The sequence below is a fragment of the Halodesulfovibrio aestuarii DSM 17919 = ATCC 29578 genome (assembly GCF_000384815.1).
In the GTDB taxonomy this organism is placed as follows: domain Bacteria; phylum Desulfobacterota; class Desulfovibrionia; order Desulfovibrionales; family Desulfovibrionaceae; genus Halodesulfovibrio; species Halodesulfovibrio aestuarii.
Map to the genome: position 1 here is coordinate 871,420 of NZ_ARQF01000020.1, position 12,543 is coordinate 883,962.

Sequence of the window (12,543 nt, forward strand, 5' to 3'; positions counted from 1 at the left end):
AATGCTTCCCACCAAGCATTATTAACATGCATTAAATAAAGAACGCCCGTCAGCTGGATCTGACGGGCGTTCTAATTTCTTCGCATTGAGGAAAGCCCCTACCATTTACACACAGTTGCAGCTATGTGAGACATGGGGAGAGCCATACTACGAAATATATTCTACTTGGCGTAACGTGCTTCCAGTTCTTCCGCGCTTTTAATAACAGCGGCCTTGCCTTCTTCACGTGCTGCTTTGAGATTTGCTGCAATGCTGGTGTCTGTAAGAGCGATCATCTGTGCAGCAAGCCATGCAGCGTTTTTTGCACCAGCTTTATCAAGCGCGACAGTTGCAACAGGGTATCCCGGAGGCATCTGTACCGTCGCAAGCATTGCATCCAGACCGGAAAGGTTGGATGCAGTAACAGGTACACCAATAACAGGCTTAAGAGTACGAGCAGCTACCGCACCGGCAAGGTGTGCAGCCATGCCTGCGGCGCAAATAAATACCTGACAACCGTCAGCTTCCAGAGTGTCCACCAGATGCTCTGTACGCTCAGGTGTTCTATGGGCAGAGCTAACGGTAAAAATGTACGAAATCTTAAGTTGATCTAATAGCTGAGTACAGGGGCGCATTGTCTCTTCATCAGAGGCACTACCCATGAAAATAGCAACTTGAGGCATAATCTCTATCTCCTGAGGGTCTTATTTAAACCCCTTAAAACCAATATCCTTACGGTAATAAGCATTATCCATTTTGACAAACTTAAGGGCTTCGTAAGCGCGTTTTTGTGCAGCGGCAAGGTCAGCACCAAGTGCTGTTACACAAAGCACCCGTCCACCAGTAGAGACGGTCTGCCCATGTTCAATGGCTGTTCCACCTTGAAAAACTTTCACGTTGCCGAGCGCTTCTGCCTCTTTAATACCTGAGATAGCCATACCTTTAGGGTAGCTTCCCGGATAGCCGTCGGCAGCAACAACAACGCCAAGGGTAGTTTCATCTTTAATAGGGAGCGGAGTTTGAGCTAGTTTGCCTTGAACGCACGCCATCATCACGTCAGCAAGATCACAGTCAAGACGCATCATCAGCGGCTGACATTCCGGATCACCAAAACGAACGTTGAATTCAAGCACATACGGTCCGTTTTTGGTCATCATAATGCCTGCGTAGAGAATCCCGATAAACGGTTTGTCCTTTGTTCCCAGAAGATTCACGACTGGTTGCATGACAGATTCAATAATTTCATCATAGCGGCTTGCAGGCAAAACAGGAGCTGGGCTGTAAGCACCCATACCACCAGTATTAGGCCCTGTATCGCCCTCGTAAACTGCCTTGTGATCCTGAGAAGAAGGAAGAGGCTTTACTGTATGACCATCGCAGAAGCAGATAAAAGATGCTTCTTCCCCGACAAGACACTCTTCAACAACAACATGTTTCCCTGAGTCGCCAAAAGACTTCTGCACCATAATTTCTTCAAGCGCCTGAATAGCTTCGTCGGTGGACTGGGCAACAATAACCCCTTTGCCTGCTGCAAGACCGTCAGCCTTAACAACAATCGGGGCGCCTTTATCCAACACGAAATCACGGGCTTCAGAAAATTCTTCAAATACTCCGAACGCAGCAGTGGGTACACCGGCTTCCTGCATAATATTTTTGGCAAATGCCTTAGAGCCCTCAAGCTGGGCTGCAAAAGCATTAGGACCAAAGCAGGGAATCCCTTCCAGATCAAGTGCATCTTTGATTCCAAGAACCAAAGGTAATTCAGGACCCGGAACAACGAGATCAATAGCCTTTTCTTTGGCGAAAGCCACCAGTGCGGGCAGGTCGTCTACTTTTATAGGTACGTTTGTACCTTCGAGCGCAGTACCACCATTACCCGGGGCGATGAAGATTTCTTCAACTTTTGCACTCTGACGAAGTTTCCATGCGAGGGCGTGTTCACGTCCACCGGAACCCACGATAAGAATCCGCACGTCTGGCCTCCTAATTGGGAATGTGTTGGCATTCCTGTTTATGGTACTTTTATAGTGCACCATTGAAAATTCTTGATGAGCGCCTGATACTGTTTTTTGGCGATCAGTTCAAGGTAGTTACATTTTTTGTCTCGTACCGTCTCAAGTGTAAATGTACTGAAAAGGGCACAACTTACACGTATCCTTTATGTATTGCTTGAACAGTCTTTGAGAAAAAAGGAATACATATTTCTCGTTTTTTCAGTATCTTTTTACTTTTTTCAAATAACTATTCAACAACCTAGGTAGATAAAGATTGCACTACTGCAACGACCATCTGCTTACACAAGAGGACTTGGTTCGTTATTAATAATCGCGAAATCAACCACTATTGCCGACTGCGACAGTTAGCGTTAGCTATGCGTAATTTTGCGTTAAAAAACTTATTCATTAATTTAGCACAATAGAGAAAAGTGGAGAAGTATTTGAAACACAAGGAAGCCAGCGTTTGACAACTGATACTGTATTGAAAAATATTCTTGAACCTGCTATTTTTTATGTTGTATTATAAGCGACATATCTGTGCGTTGTGGCATAAATTAATACTTTTTAATTTTATTGAGTTCAACGCACCCTAAGACAATAAGCATGCGGAGGCTTACTCATGTTTTTCAAAAAAATTCTTGTTCCTGTAGATGGCTCTAAACATGCATTACTTGCAAAGCGTAGAGCGCTAGCTATTGCAGAAAGCATGGATTCTGAAATTGTGTTGGTACATGTTCTTGATCGCATTCCAGCAATCATCGGCGGACATGCTCGCGAAGAACTTCGCAAAGAAATGAAAGTTGAAGCTCAGAAAGTGTTCGAACAGTACACTCCGGGGTTAGAAGCAAAGGGTATTAAATACAAAACACGTATCGAATCCGGTCGTCCATTTGATGCTATTTGCACTGCGGCAAAAGAAGAAGCTTGCGACCTGATTTGTCTTGGTGCCCGTGGATTAAGCGAAGTTGAAGGCATGTTGCTGGGCAGCGTTTCCTCAGCAATTATTTCCCACTGTGCGATTCCTGTTTTAGTTGTTCGATAGTTTCGCTAGATAAAAAAACGCGGGGTAGTGACTACCCCGCGTTTTTTTATGTCTTGGAAAAATAATAAAACTTGCAAACAATAACTGCTCAGCGTTATTGATAACATACTGTCTTTTCTGTTGTCTTTTTCAAACGTCTAGCAGACATAAGTTACAATGGAGAGTACATGTCTCCTTATGTTTTATTATTCAATTTCTTTTTTGTGCTGTCACTTCTCGGGGCTGGGCATGCCCTATTAACACGCAAACAGCCGAATTCTGCCCTTGTCTGGGTTACTCTTTGTCTGTCATTGCCTGTTGTCGGAGTACTCGCCTATATTATTTTCGGCGTAAATCGTGTCAGACGAAGCGCTACCCGGCTACGTGAAGAATTCGAACAAAAAAATGTAATGGGACACCTCAAGCCACCAGACCACAGGGCACATACCTGTATGCTCAGGGAGCTTCCTGAAGAAATCGTGATGCTAGAAAAGATCGGGCGGGCGATGACGGGCACGTTTCCACTCAAAGGAAACAGCATTCAACCGTTGTTTAACGGACAACTGGCATATCCTGCCATGCTTGATGCGATCAAGAATGCACGCGAATCCGTATACCTTTCAACCTTTCTTTTAAACAAAGACACTGTTGGAAAACAATTTATTCAAAATCTAGTCGCAGCGCACAAGCGTGGTGTGCATGTTGCCGTTCTTATCGATGGTTTCGGCTTATTGCTTTCATGGCGTTCCGTCGTCCGGCTATTAAGAAGGCATGGAATTCCCTCAACAGTTTTTCTACCCCTAAGCCTACTTCCACCACAAATTCGCTTGAACCTGCGAAACCATAGAAAATTGCTGGCCGTGGATGGCAAAGTGGGATTCACAGGTGGAATGAATATCGGTGGAACTCATGACGCCAAAGGGCATCAACGACTCTCAGATATACATTATAAGCTAACGGGGCCCATCGTTTCTCAGCTTCAGCAAATTTTCATGGAGGATTGGGCCTTCGCAAAAGGAAAAGCGCACCAGCCTCTTCCAGCACCAATGGATCATACGGGAGAAATCCTTGCCCGGGTAATCAAAGACGGGCCTGACAACCCGGATAACCCTCTCCACACATCCATCATTGCAACAATCAGTGCCGCCAAGCATTCAGTGCGCATCATGACACCCTATTTTTTACCTTCTGCAGAGCTTATAAGTGCCCTTTCCATAGCATCCCTGCGTGATGTCGCCGTAACCATTATTCTGCCTGCTAAGTCAAACTGGCCTTTCGTACAGTGGGCGAGCAGAAACTATTTCAAAGGATTGCTTGAATCAGGCGTACGCATCTTCTATCAGCCGCAGCCTTTTTGCCACACCAAACTACTGATTGTTGACGACTGCTATGTTCAGTTCGGCTCTGCCAATATGGATCCGCGCAGCCTTATGCTCAACTTTGAACTGAATGTCGAAGTTCTCGATATGGACCTTGCGCAGCAATTGATTGCGCACGTAGATGATACAGTTCGCCGATCACAAGAAATCACCCATCGTGAGATGATATCCCGACCACTTCCAGTTCGTATTCGCGACGCATTTTTCTGGCTGTTTTCACCTTATTTGTAAGGAACAAGCCACCACTACCTTCAGTGACACTTCACAGCAGATTTTTCCGCCCCCTTTCTTAGCCTATATTAATATACATTAGTTAGGCATCTCTTCACACGGCGGTATCTCCACCTCTTTAACACAACAAAGGGTGGAGCGACGAACACTCCACCCTTCGATATATATTCACTAGTTGTTTGCCAGCTTGGAACCGCTAACAAATGACTTTCGGTCAATTATACACTGGCACGTCAACACAATGAAAGGATGTTCCTCTCACGGGTGCTTGCGCCAGCAGCTGTTCACGAGAAACGAATGGTACGGATACCATCCCTCAGGGAAGCAGTTCCCGCCTGTTGAAGACACAAACGCTCAGCAAGCGCGGCAGGCTTTACTAAAACTTCACATTGCGAGCAGCTGCAAGAGCTTTTTCGAAATGCTCGTCTGTATGCGCGAAGGAAACCATTGCAGCCTCAAGACCGAGAGATGCAAGGTAGATGCCTTGAGCACGCATCTGCTGGTAGTAAGAAGCGTACATTTTTGCGTTGCAAGCTTTTGCATGCTCAAAATGTGTCACTTTTTCATTCGTAAAGAACAACGTGAACATAGATGCAATAGTGTTATACGTTACGTCTACACCTTTAGATGCGATGATCGCGTGCAGTTCTTTAGCAAATGCTGCTACACGGGCTTCAAGAGCGTCATAATCTGCATTCTGAAGGACTTTCAGCGTTGCGATACCTGCGGCCATGACAACCGGGTTACCGGAGTTAGTACCAGCTTGAAAAATGTTACCGGTAGGTGCTACGCAATCCATAATTTCCCGCTTACCACCGTAAGCGCCTACAGGCATACCACCACCAATAATTTTACCAAGAGTGGTGAGATCTGGAGTAACACCGAACCGTTTCTGTGCGCCACCGTAAGAAAGACGGAAGCCAGTGATTACCTCGTCGAAAATAAGCAGTGCGCCATATTGGTCACACACATCGCGAAGACCTTGGAGGAATCCTTCTGCCGGAGGAATAACACCCATGTTACCAGCCATTGGCTCAACGATTACGCAAGAAATTTCGTCACCGTTTGCTTCAAACTGTTTACGGACTGCTTCAATATCGTTGTAAGGAACCAGCAGGGTATCTTGCACAGTACCGGAAGGAACGCCCGGAGTACCAGGAATTGCGAGGTCAGCAAAGCCGGAACCGGCAGCTGCAAGGAACGGATCACCATGACCATGGTAGTTACCAATAAATTTAATGAATTTGCTACGTCCGGTATAACCACGGGCAAGGCGCAAAGCTGTCATGGTTGCTTCGGTTCCGGAGCTCACCATGCGTAGCATGTCTACCCCAGGCATAGCATCAACAATCATCTCAGCAAGTTCAACCTCTGCAATACAAGGTGCACCGAAACAAGAACTGTTTGCTGCGGATTCCTGAATCGCTTTGGTAACATCGGGATGCGCGTGACCAAGCAACATTGGCCCCCAACCCTCAACGAAATCAATGTAGGTTCTTCCGTCTTCGGTCGTAAGGACTGCGCCGTCACCTTTTTTAATAAAAAGCGGTTCACATTCAACGCTGAGACAAGCACGGATAGGACTGTTTACGCCACCTGGCATAAGTTCTTTAGCACGTGCATATAATTCACTGGAGCGTTCCATAAGGTTCTCCTCTTGGATGGTATAAAAAAACTAAAACCTCGCGTTCTAAGCAGGCTTTATGCTGAAAATTTAAAAATAGGTCATGGATACTTTTTTAAGTTCTTTCAAAGACTTAAGCACGGCAAATTCGTCCAGTTCAGTCGTTCTGCGAAGCTCTTCAACAACTTCCATACATTCGTCTTCGTGGCGACCGTGAATCATTGTATAAAGATTGTACTTCCACTCAGGATGAGAGGTCGGACGATGATAGCAATGAGAGATAAGCTTGTGCTTAGCGGCTGTTTTGCCAATTTCATCAATAATGTCTTCGCTTACAATCCATGCAACCATTGCATTATGATTAAATCCTGCCTTCTGGTGCTTTAAGCTGGCACCGAAACGGCGAATTGTGCCTTCGTCTTTCATAAGCTGCAACAAGTTAAGAACGGTCTCTTCGTCTGTGCCTACTTCTTCCGCAATGTCTGCGTACGGAGTAGCGCTATCCGGAAGGTTAGCTTGCACAATGTGCAAAATCTTTTTTTCGATTTCCGTAAACTCGGTCTTCGCCATGGTACATCCTCACATTCCTTTTTTATTTCACCCAGTGTTGATACCTGTTAGCACCGCACGTTGCAACCGCTAATCATTCTTTAAATAAACACCTGCAACATACAGTAAATGCAGCACTGTTTTCGAATTTCACTATTTCAAATCGTAATATTTTCTTTACTGCTTTCTCCCTCCCCTCAGGTACCCATGTTGCATCTATGCTTGTTTCTCTGCCGTCCAGCGCATAAAACACAACACTTCCCAGAAAAATACTTCTGAGAATAACTAGCCTTGAGACTTGTCAGACGATACGATACATGAAGCGTGCACAGAAAATGTAACCGCATACATTCTATTGTTGAAATTTTACACCCATTACATCTAGATTAATATTCTGGAGTCCTACATGAACGTTACCGTAATCGGCGGCGGAAGCTGGGGAACAGCCCTTGCTCAGTTACTTGCCGAAAAGGGATATAAAGTACCACTACTCGTGCGTGATGCAAAACAGGCAGCGGCCATTAACAACACGCGGGAGAACGCTAAGTACTTGCCGAATGTGCCACTCCACGAAAACATTACCGCTACAACCAACGCCCAAAAAGCACTCACTGGCGCCCGCCATATTCTATTTTCAGTACCGTGTCAGGTGTTTCGCAGCACCTTAAAAACGCTTGAGCCATTCATTGAAGCAGGTGCAACTATCATCTGTTCAAACAAGGGCTTGGAACTTGATACGGGAAAGACCGTATCTGAAGTAGTCACAGAAGAACTCGGTCATAAGAAACCGGTCTTCGCCATGCTATCAGGTCCTTCCTTTGCGGCAGAAGTTGTGCGCGGCATGCCTACTGCGGTTGTTTTAGGCTGCCATGACCAAACAAACGGCAAAAAACTGCGTGAAATGTTCTCTAATGAAAATTTTCGGGCATACTCATCTACAGATATCCTCGGTGTGCAGCTCGGCGGTGCATTTAAAAACGTTATTGCTATTGCCGCAGGCATGTCAGACGGCCTGCAATTTGGTGCTAATGCGCGTGCAGCACTTATCACACGCGGCCTTGCTGAAATGTCCCGCCTTGGCGTTGCTATGGGCGCAAAGGCTGAAACCTTTATGGGACTCTCGGGCATGGGCGACCTTGTTTTAACGTGCACTGATGATCTATCTCGAAACCGACAGGTCGGACTTAAACTCGGGCAAGGAAAAACGTTGGATGAAATCCTTGAAGAGATGCAACAGGTGGCTGAAGGTATAAAAACGACAACAGCAGTCCACCGACTGGCGCAACGCCTTAATGTTGAGCTCCCTATCACTGCCACTATGCACGCCATTATCCATGACGGTAAAAATCCGCACGATGCATGGCGCGAACTCATGAAGCGAGAACTGAGAGAAGAATAAACAAAAAGACGATAGCGTTAGCTATCGTCTTTTCGAACTTTGACCATATATCATATGTCTATGAGGAGGATAAAGGTTACTCAATGGCCTTTCGGCATTCCATTATTACCATAATATCCAGAGAGACAAGTAACGTCTAAAAGAACAATCCCGTGAAAATGTCCCTCAGTATAAATAGTTATGCCTGCCCTACTCGTGCATCTTGCAAATTTGCCTCGATAACACGATAGAGCTTATTCTCTGTTCCGATTGTTTGTGTAATCGTTGTAAGCGCTTCATTAAAATAGGTAACAGCTTCCTGCTTTTTGCCTTGCATATTGAGAATAATACCAAAGTTATTTTTAAGCTTTGCTGTGTAGGTATCTACCCCGAGGTATTCAGCTCTGCGAATAGCCTGCTGCATCATAAATTCTGCGTTCATGTAGTTACCTTCAGACATTGCTGCCATACCTGCTTTGCTCAGCGCACCAATTTCTCTTGCAGCACACATTGTAATTCCCCTTTTATCGTAAAACCTGCTTAAGTGTGGAAACACCACAGGAATGAGCCATATGAACCGGAATATCTTTAGCTTTCGCGTACTGTACAACTTCTCGGCGTGCGGCGTGTGAAACTTTGTTGGTAAACAAGATAACCATATCAGGAGTACCCATTTGACCTGCTATTGAGTTCTCCTTTCCTGTAAACACCTTCAATTTAACGCCGTGACTTTTCGCTGTATTAATATACTCACGTCTAAGTCTATCCATTCCGCCTATTAACGTTGCGCACATGACGCCTCCAAATGTATTCCGGCCTCTTCGTTACTCCATGTTTAATTGAAAACGATTTTCATTGTCAACAAGAAAATGCTTTTTTTCATTTTTTTCCATTGCTATACGAAGCGAACATGGACCCAAAAGCGACCAAGATCCCAATATATTACCGGTTCCCGCCTACAATCTATATCTTTACAGATGGTTATAACATGAAAACTGCCCTATTCTTGCTTCTTACAGTCTGCCTCTGCTGCACGACGTTCACTCCACGCACCGCACATGCACACCCGCATGTTTTTATCGACAGTTCATTAACTCTACATTTTGAAGGCAACAGTCTGAATTCAATAAACGTGGTCTGGACATTCGATGATATGTCCAGCGACATGTTTTTGAGTGATCTCGATACCAATGCCGATGGCACGCTGACGCAAGCAGAGTGGAACAAACAACGTCCTGATATCCAAGGCTATCTTGCAGAACACAGTTTTTTTGTTCATGTAACCCTCAATGGTCAGAAACTTCCGTTAACAACAGTTACAAATTTTATTGCAACCTTTGAAAACGGTACTCTGACATACAAAATGGATATTCCACTTATCGTTAGCCAAAAAGCCACAGCGCAAAAAGTACAGATCGCCATTTTTGATCCTTCCTACTACTCTGATTTTTACACCCCGCTTGAATCTATAACTGTTACCGGCAAAAATGATTTACAGATCTCCATTGATGACGCGCCTGAACTGGCCTTTTATCAGGGACAAATTATTCCTACAGCCGTGACTTTCGAGTTTTAAGAATGCAAAAAATTCTTATCTTCACACTTTTTGTACTTATTTCAGTGACAACAGCGTATGCCAGCCCATTTACGGGGGGGCAAAACACTGGACACACAACCAGAGAGCATGTGGACCAGACGCAACATGAAGCAGGCTTTTTTGCGTTGCAATATTCAATACTGCTCCGCAACGTAAACCTTGCTCAACGTGCCATGCGTTCAAAAATGTCAACGCTTGGGCATGAAATAAAGACACATCCGAACGGTCAATCTTTCTGGTTTTTTATGTTATTTTCATTTTTATACGGGATCATTCATGCTCTTGGACCGGGACATGGTAAATCCATTGTATTCTCATACTTTCTGAGTAGAAAAGGAACATTACTTAAGGGTGTTATAATGGGACACCTGCTTACAGCTATACATACGCTTTCTGCCATCGTCATAGTGCTGGGAGCATACTTCCTGCTGGACCTCAAAGGAAGCCACGCCCTCACCTCTGCCAGTGAACCGCTAAAAGTGACAAGCTACTACCTTATCATCGGGCTAGGCATTTTTATCCTTCTACACGCCCTATATGAAGCTGTTGTACGGATTCGTACAAACGGCAGTGTCAAAAAAGAAGCCGATAATAAGGGACTCATCACTATTTCTATTATTTCCGGTCTGGTACCGTGCCCCGGAGCTGCCCTGCTGCTCTCTTTTGCATTGAGCTTAAATATACTCACAACCGGACTTCTCGGCGCTCTCTTCTTTACCATGGGGATGGGCATTACAACGTCACTTTTTGGCATAATCAGCATTCATTCCCGAAAAATACTCATGCATGTTGCGGGCAAAAGCTCTACTGCCATAGCCGTTCTCCACACCTCGTTTTCCGTCATTGCGGGATTTGCCATCATTGCCACCGGCTGGCTGCTCGTCGCCACTTCATAGTACAACCTAAGAGTCTGATATAAATAAAAAAACGTCGTTTCTTTTGAAACGGCGTTTTCTATTTCCAAATTTTAGTATCAAATAGGATGGAATCTTTTTTTACATCAAAAAGCAACTTTCACCTGAATGCAGGTTCTATTTTTATTCGAACGTTAAGAGAATGGGGAGTACAACTCGTCCTCTTTAGAAATCTTAACTCGGCGCGTTTTTTGCTTAATATTATTAAGCAGAAATTTTTACCGCAGGAGAGTACCTATGTCACCTATCAATGGTGTCGGACAAGACACCTTTTCTTTTAAGCTTGGCAACCTGATAAGCACAACCAGCCAGAAAATTCAGGAACAGCAGACCGACACAGCAACACCTGTACAGGCAGCAGCGGTGCAAGCTCGTTCTGAAGTTGAAACGGCAAAGATTGCCTACGGCAATACCGTAACTGCCCTTGAGAACGGCCAACAACCTACAGGCCAGACAGGACACGCGCTTGACCCTGCCCGCGTTGCAGCATTGCTGGACTTTTAGCCCGCACGTTTCAGGGAGTGTTCACGCACTCCCTGAAAAAATAAAAAAGCGCATTGCAAATGCAATACGCTTTATATCTATATCACAGGGTATACCCTACTCTGAGTAATCTTCCTGTAACTGCGCCTTTAATTTGGCAGCGCCAACTTTATCACCAGTAGCAACAACAGCATCCAGCAAAATACGTTTAGCCTTTCGGGTATCCGGATCAACTGCGACTGCTTTTTTTAAATATTTCATTGCCACTTTGGGCTGCTTACACGCCAGACACCACTCCCCGATCATACGAAACATGCTATGTTCGTCTACGTATAGAGCTTTCGCCTCTTCAAATGCTTCTGTCGCATCCTGCAGTTTACCACTGGAAAGATATCTCCTCCCGCGGTTTAACGCTTTATCAAGTGTAAGCTTACGGTTGCGCTGCTCATTATACGACTCTGAATCCTGAATTTTCTTTAACTCAAGAAACAGCTTCACAAGGCTGTCGTGAACATTTTTTTCGTGCCCCTTCGCATACAGGATGCCTCGAGGAAACATTTTTTTGACCTCGGTAACTCTATTCATATTGTGCAGCACTTCCTTAAGGGCAGAGTCAACCGTGATTCTGTCTATACCGGTAACCTTTCCAGCAAGAACCAACCTTAGTGAGGCAATGACTGAGGCTGTGGTTCGCAGGATATCATGTCGCTGAAAATATGCTTTTGCGCGGGCAATATGCTCTTTTGCAGCTTTGGAATCATCTTTCATAGAGTCACCTTACAAATTTTATTTCAAATGCAAAGTCACGATAGTTGAATAATACTGAAAGTCAAATATCATTGTACGAAGGTCAAAGCGTGCTATTCACAAAGAACACTCCGAAAAACTCTTATAGGGAGAAAAATATGGCTAAAAAGATACGCATTGATGAAGAAGAATGTATCGGCTGTGAATCCTGTGTGGAGCTTTGTCCTGCCGCTTTCCAAATGAATGCAGAAGGCGATAAGGCAATTGTAGTAAATGAAGACTGCACTGAAGACTGTGTCGAAGAAGCTATTGACACATGCCCGGTCAACTGTATCAACTGCGAATAATAGCACTTTTTTGCAAGCTCTCAAAAGCACTACCTTTACAGAGGCAGTGCTTTTTTATTATATTCAAAAAATACTACATACATACCAAAAGGTTAGAAACGATTAACAGCTTTCACTTTACCACAAACAGCTTATCCTGTAGAACGTTAGTACATATTATACTGTAATTTTCATCTTTAGTGGAGTGAGCCGTCTCAACGACCGACTGTTGCAAAAAGGATCTGTCTTTGTACGTTGGTACAACAAACACAGATCGCTCCGATTGGTCATGGGTCTTTTCCGGTGTCCTTCAACGCA

The 12,543-nt window shown here is 44.7% G+C and carries 14 protein-coding genes; 7 read left to right on the plus strand and 7 right to left on the minus strand.

Annotated features, from left to right (window positions below; translation table 11 throughout):
• Nucleotides 1-161: 161 nt before the first annotated feature.
• Both purE and purD read right to left on the minus strand, forming a co-directional pair.
• Nucleotides 162-662, minus strand: a complete 501-nt coding sequence (gene purE, locus F461_RS0109835; protein WP_020000987.1) for a 5-(carboxyamino)imidazole ribonucleotide mutase — start codon at nucleotides 660-662, stop codon at nucleotides 162-164.
• Nucleotides 663-683: 21 nt separating this feature from the next.
• Complete coding sequence (gene purD, locus F461_RS0109840; RefSeq protein WP_020000988.1) at nucleotides 684-1,952, minus strand: phosphoribosylamine--glycine ligase; 1,269 nt, start codon at nucleotides 1,950-1,952, stop codon at nucleotides 684-686.
• Between the two features lie 643 nt (nucleotides 1,953-2,595).
• On the opposite strand from purD, the gene F461_RS0109845 reads away from it, so the two are divergent.
• The gene (locus F461_RS0109845) at nucleotides 2,596-3,018 is read left to right on the plus strand and encodes a universal stress protein (RefSeq protein ID WP_020000989.1); all 423 of its coding nucleotides are present in this window, start codon (nucleotides 2,596-2,598) and stop codon (nucleotides 3,016-3,018) included.
• A 167-nt stretch (nucleotides 3,019-3,185) separates the two neighbouring features.
• On the plus strand, nucleotides 3,186-4,607 hold the full coding sequence (gene cls, locus F461_RS0109850; RefSeq protein WP_020000990.1) for a cardiolipin synthase: 1,422 nt from the start codon (nucleotides 3,186-3,188) through the stop codon (nucleotides 4,605-4,607).
• A 376-nt stretch (nucleotides 4,608-4,983) separates the two neighbouring features.
• Here the strand turns inward: cls and hemL are convergent, their stop codons facing one another.
• Both hemL and ahbB read right to left on the minus strand, forming a co-directional pair.
• A complete protein-coding gene (gene hemL, locus F461_RS0109855; RefSeq protein ID WP_020000991.1) occupies nucleotides 4,984-6,252 on the minus strand; it encodes a glutamate-1-semialdehyde 2,1-aminomutase in 1,269 nt (422 codons plus the stop codon).
• A 69-nt stretch (nucleotides 6,253-6,321) separates the two neighbouring features.
• The gene (gene ahbB, locus F461_RS0109860; protein WP_020000992.1) at nucleotides 6,322-6,801 is read right to left on the minus strand and encodes a siroheme decarboxylase subunit beta; all 480 of its coding nucleotides are present in this window, start codon (nucleotides 6,799-6,801) and stop codon (nucleotides 6,322-6,324) included.
• Nucleotides 6,802-7,186: 385 nt separating this feature from the next.
• Between ahbB and F461_RS0109865 the strand changes: the two genes are divergently transcribed.
• Nucleotides 7,187-8,179: an NAD(P)H-dependent glycerol-3-phosphate dehydrogenase gene (locus F461_RS0109865; RefSeq protein WP_020000993.1), complete on the plus strand. Its 993-nt coding sequence runs from the start codon at nucleotides 7,187-7,189 to the stop codon at nucleotides 8,177-8,179.
• A 178-nt stretch (nucleotides 8,180-8,357) separates the two neighbouring features.
• Here the strand turns inward: F461_RS0109865 and F461_RS0109870 are convergent, their stop codons facing one another.
• Nucleotides 8,358-8,669: a tetratricopeptide repeat protein gene (locus F461_RS0109870; RefSeq protein WP_020000994.1), complete on the minus strand. Its 312-nt coding sequence runs from the start codon at nucleotides 8,667-8,669 to the stop codon at nucleotides 8,358-8,360.
• A gap of 13 nt (nucleotides 8,670-8,682) precedes the next feature.
• Nucleotides 8,683-8,952: a DUF2325 domain-containing protein gene (locus F461_RS0109875; protein ID WP_020000995.1), complete on the minus strand. Its 270-nt coding sequence runs from the start codon at nucleotides 8,950-8,952 to the stop codon at nucleotides 8,683-8,685.
• Between the two features lie 194 nt (nucleotides 8,953-9,146).
• On the opposite strand from F461_RS0109875, the gene F461_RS0109880 reads away from it, so the two are divergent.
• From F461_RS0109880 to F461_RS0109890, 3 genes are all read left to right on the plus strand, one after another.
• Nucleotides 9,147-9,734, plus strand: a complete 588-nt coding sequence (locus F461_RS0109880) for a DUF1007 family protein (RefSeq protein WP_161624754.1) — start codon at nucleotides 9,147-9,149, stop codon at nucleotides 9,732-9,734.
• 2 nt (nucleotides 9,735-9,736) lie between these two features.
• The gene (locus tag F461_RS0109885; RefSeq protein WP_020000997.1) at nucleotides 9,737-10,651 is read left to right on the plus strand and encodes a nickel/cobalt transporter; all 915 of its coding nucleotides are present in this window, start codon (nucleotides 9,737-9,739) and stop codon (nucleotides 10,649-10,651) included.
• Between the two features lie 255 nt (nucleotides 10,652-10,906).
• A complete protein-coding gene (locus F461_RS0109890; protein WP_020000998.1) occupies nucleotides 10,907-11,173 on the plus strand; it encodes a hypothetical protein in 267 nt (88 codons plus the stop codon).
• 96 nt (nucleotides 11,174-11,269) lie between these two features.
• Here the strand turns inward: F461_RS0109890 and F461_RS0109895 are convergent, their stop codons facing one another.
• The gene (locus F461_RS0109895; RefSeq protein ID WP_020000999.1) at nucleotides 11,270-11,920 is read right to left on the minus strand and encodes a tetratricopeptide repeat protein; all 651 of its coding nucleotides are present in this window, start codon (nucleotides 11,918-11,920) and stop codon (nucleotides 11,270-11,272) included.
• Between the two features lie 137 nt (nucleotides 11,921-12,057).
• Between F461_RS0109895 and F461_RS0109900 the strand changes: the two genes are divergently transcribed.
• Entirely contained in the window at nucleotides 12,058-12,246 is a 189-nt protein-coding gene (locus F461_RS0109900; RefSeq protein WP_020001000.1) for a ferredoxin, read from the plus strand.
• The last annotated feature ends 297 nt before the right edge of the window (nucleotides 12,247-12,543 follow it).

Coding starts and splice junctions, on each gene's coding strand:
- F461_RS0109890 (WP_020000998.1), top strand. CDS start 10,907: ATGTCACCTATCAATGGTGTCGGACAAGACACCTTTTCTTTTAAGCTT.
- F461_RS0109845 (WP_020000989.1), top strand. CDS start 2,596: ATGTTTTTCAAAAAAATTCTTGTTCCTGTAGATGGCTCTAAACATGCA.
- F461_RS0109875 (WP_020000995.1), bottom strand. CDS start 8,952: ATGTGCGCAACGTTAATAGGCGGAATGGATAGACTTAGACGTGAGTAT.
- hemL (WP_020000991.1), bottom strand. CDS start 6,252: ATGGAACGCTCCAGTGAATTATATGCACGTGCTAAAGAACTTATGCCA.
- F461_RS0109900 (WP_020001000.1), top strand. CDS start 12,058: ATGGCTAAAAAGATACGCATTGATGAAGAAGAATGTATCGGCTGTGAA.
- ahbB (WP_020000992.1), bottom strand. CDS start 6,801: ATGGCGAAGACCGAGTTTACGGAAATCGAAAAAAAGATTTTGCACATT.
- F461_RS0109870 (WP_020000994.1), bottom strand. CDS start 8,669: ATGTGTGCTGCAAGAGAAATTGGTGCGCTGAGCAAAGCAGGTATGGCA.
- F461_RS0109885 (WP_020000997.1), top strand. CDS start 9,737: ATGCAAAAAATTCTTATCTTCACACTTTTTGTACTTATTTCAGTGACA.
- purE (WP_020000987.1), bottom strand. CDS start 662: ATGCCTCAAGTTGCTATTTTCATGGGTAGTGCCTCTGATGAAGAGACA.
- cls (WP_020000990.1), top strand. CDS start 3,186: ATGTCTCCTTATGTTTTATTATTCAATTTCTTTTTTGTGCTGTCACTT.
- F461_RS0109895 (WP_020000999.1), bottom strand. CDS start 11,920: ATGAAAGATGATTCCAAAGCTGCAAAAGAGCATATTGCCCGCGCAAAA.
- F461_RS0109880 (WP_161624754.1), top strand. CDS start 9,147: ATGAAAACTGCCCTATTCTTGCTTCTTACAGTCTGCCTCTGCTGCACG.
- F461_RS0109865 (WP_020000993.1), top strand. CDS start 7,187: ATGAACGTTACCGTAATCGGCGGCGGAAGCTGGGGAACAGCCCTTGCT.